This is a genomic window from Streptomyces sp. GQ60 (assembly GCF_059758875.1).
Genome location: NZ_JCAXEG010000050.1, coordinates 1 through 2,559, shown reverse-complemented (window position 1 = coordinate 2,559; position 2,559 = coordinate 1). Strand labels below are relative to the sequence as shown.

The following is a 2,559-nucleotide window of genomic DNA, read 5'->3' as shown; positions in this document are numbered from 1 at the left end:
CCACCTGACGTCCACCCCCGAAAATCAGCACCAGTCCCACGGGCATCGGGGACCGTGCCTGCCGATCCGAGGAGTGATCAGCATGACCGAATGCTCTCGCCGGGAAGCCGACGGCAACGGATTCCGCGTGGAAGTCCGGGGCCAGACGGTCATCGTCCAGGCCGTCGGTGAGATCGACCTCGACACCGCCCAGCCTCTGCGGCTGGCGCTCGCCGAGGCTCTCATCCACGCCACGTCAACCCGGCCGCTGGTGGTCGACTGCAGCCGCCTCACCTTCTGCGACCCGTCCGGACTCAACGCCCTCCTCGCCGCCCGGCAGACCGCGCAGGCCATAGGCGCCGTCATCCGTCTGGCCGCCCCCAACGACCAGCTGACGCGCCTGCTGGAAATGACCGGCACCCGGTCCCTGTTCCCCACCGACCCCCGCCCGCCCACGCATGGCGAGATCCCCTGGGCACACCCGGACGGCCGGCCTCAGTTATGGACTGCGGGTGCGTGCGTCCATGTGGAGGCGGATGGTGGTGCCCCGGTCGCGGGTGGAACGGATGGCGACCAGGTCGCGCAGCTGATGTCCGAGCCACAGGCCGCGCCCGCCGATCCGCTCCGCCGTAGGGCGTACGCGGCCGGCCATCACGCCGGGAATCTATCCGGCGTCCCGGAACTCACACACGAACGTCATGTCCTGCGCCCAGGCGCGCAGAGTGCCGCTGCCCCCGCCGTGCCGGATGCTGTCGGGGGCGATTGCCATGACGGCCACGGCCGGCCTCTGCAGGCCTTCACATCCCACAGCCGCCTCGGAGGCACGCTGGGCGACGCTCGAAGGGGCTGCAGGCACGTCCCCCCTTGAGCAGGTCAGCTCTTGGAAGGGATCGCACGGGTCGTCCAGGCTGTCGCAGACGCACTCCCCCGCCGAGAGGAACCCGTCGTTGCGTGCGCGGTGCCCGTCCAGGCGGATCACGCGTACCGGGCGCTCTCCCCCGCCGCGTTGCGCCATCCAGGCCGACCAGACGGCGATGAGGGCCCCTGAGCAGGTCTTGCTCCGCACCGCTGGCGCCTGCCTGGCGGCCGTTCGGACCGGCGGACGGGGCGACGTCAGGCGGGGACGCCGAGCGGCGGGTGCTCGAGCACGCGGGGCTTGTACTCGACCAGCTGAATGCGGTCGTCGAAGGTGCGGTGGTCGATCATCTCGAGGGCAACGTCCGGATAGCCGTCGTAGATGCGTTCTTCGCCCGTGGCCCCGGTGATCACAGGGAACATCACGACCCGGAAGCGGTCGACGAGTCCGGCTCGTAGCAGGGACCGGCACAGGCTGAGGCTGCCGATCGTGCTGAGGAGCCCGGAGCCGCTCGACTTCATGGCGCGGACCGCCTCGACGGCGTCGTCGCGGACGAGCGTGGAGTTGGCCCACGTCAGTGGCTCCTCGAGCGAGGAGGAGAACACCACCTTGGACGCTTGCGTGAGCTCGTCGACGGACGCCTCTTCTTCGGGCCTGAACTCGTCTTGGCCGTTGGGGACCTGGCCTGCAGCGAAGCCAGACATAAGGCGGTAGGTGTTCGCTCCCATCAGGTAGGTGGCCTCGGGCTGCTCGCCGAGCCACGCGAGGTACTCCGGGCCTTCGAGGCCCCAGAACCCGGGCCATCCCTCCCCCGACGCGTGGCCGTCGAGGGAGGTGATGAAGTCGACGAGAAGCTCCGACATGGCGGTGTCCTTTCCTGGGGTGTCACGAGCTTGGACCGGCCGGGAGCCACAAACTCATCGGCCGCGCCGTGAGTACGACAAGCCCATGACACTGCAGCCGAACAGACCGGCGGAGCGTCACCCGCGGACGGTCCGGGCCACACAGCTCCGCCGGGCCCTGGAAGTCGCGCAGGGCGAGAACCTCGAACTCCGCCGGCGCCTGGCCCGCCACGAAGCCGAATGAGCGGATGATGACACCGCGCGAGGGTAGCGAGGGTCAGCTCACTGACGCACTCCAACCGGCTCTGGCCGCGATCAGCAAGGCCCCCTGGTGCAGGTCGAGGCTGCAGGCGGCAATGGGCGCCCCCAGCTGGACGAACGCGCCGGGACCCTGAAACGCATCGATGCGAAGGTGGAAGGCATCCGGCTCGGCACACCCGACGGTACGCAGTCGCCATGGTCCCGAAGAGTTCTCGTCGATGCGGGGCGGCAGGGCGAGTTGGAGCTGCGCTGAGGCCGGACGCTCTGTCTGGTAATCGGTGTGTGCCGCCGTCCAGGCGGCCATGACGAGAGCCGCCTGCGAGGGCTTACCGGACACAGGCGGGCTGGCGGTGAGGGAGGGGATGAGGGAGCGGAGCGTTCGTTCAGGAGTACGGGGCATCTCGATGATGTCCGGGCGGCCTGCGCGTTCCCTGAGGACGGCGGCGAACCAGCGGGTGAGCTCGGGGCCGCCTTGGCCGGCCCAGGTGAGGATCAGGTCGCGGAAGGCCGCCTCACGGCGGCGGGCGCCGCGCTGCGTCCCCGCGGCCAGGATCGCTTCACCCGCTCCTGAGAAGGCGCGGCACAACGTGAGCACAGGGACTGAGCTTGCTCCGCTTTGGT

4 protein-coding genes are annotated in these 2,559 nt (G+C 69.9%); 2 read left to right on the top strand and 2 right to left on the bottom strand.

The window, feature by feature from the left end:
* On the top strand, positions 1 to 847 hold an 847-nt coding region (locus AC6CKD_RS37885), incomplete at its 5' end, for an STAS domain-containing protein (RefSeq protein ID WP_498333967.1).
* A 245-nt stretch (positions 848 to 1,092) separates the two neighbouring features.
* Here AC6CKD_RS37885 and AC6CKD_RS37880 read toward each other — a convergent pair.
* A complete protein-coding gene (locus AC6CKD_RS37880) occupies positions 1,093 to 1,698 on the bottom strand; it encodes a dihydrofolate reductase family protein (protein WP_498333965.1) in 606 nt (201 codons plus the stop codon).
* An 85-nt stretch (positions 1,699 to 1,783) separates the two neighbouring features.
* On the opposite strand from AC6CKD_RS37880, the gene AC6CKD_RS37875 reads away from it, so the two are divergent.
* Positions 1,784 to 1,921 carry a hypothetical protein gene (locus AC6CKD_RS37875; protein WP_498333963.1) on the top strand — a complete coding sequence of 46 codons (138 nt, stop codon included), beginning with the start codon at positions 1,784 to 1,786 and terminating at the stop codon, positions 1,919 to 1,921.
* A gap of 33 nt (positions 1,922 to 1,954) precedes the next feature.
* On the opposite strand, the gene AC6CKD_RS37870 is transcribed toward AC6CKD_RS37875, so the two are convergent.
* Positions 1,955 to 2,559: hypothetical protein (locus tag AC6CKD_RS37870; RefSeq protein WP_498333962.1), on the bottom strand; the 605-nt coding region annotated here is incomplete at its 5' end.

What these genes read in the sequence shown, in the direction of transcription:
- AC6CKD_RS37880 (WP_498333965.1), bottom strand. Translation starts at nt 1,698, where the DNA reads ATGTCGGAGCTTCTCGTCGACTTCATCACCTCCCTCGACGGCCACGCG.
- AC6CKD_RS37875 (WP_498333963.1), top strand. Translation starts at nt 1,784, where the DNA reads ATGACACTGCAGCCGAACAGACCGGCGGAGCGTCACCCGCGGACGGTC.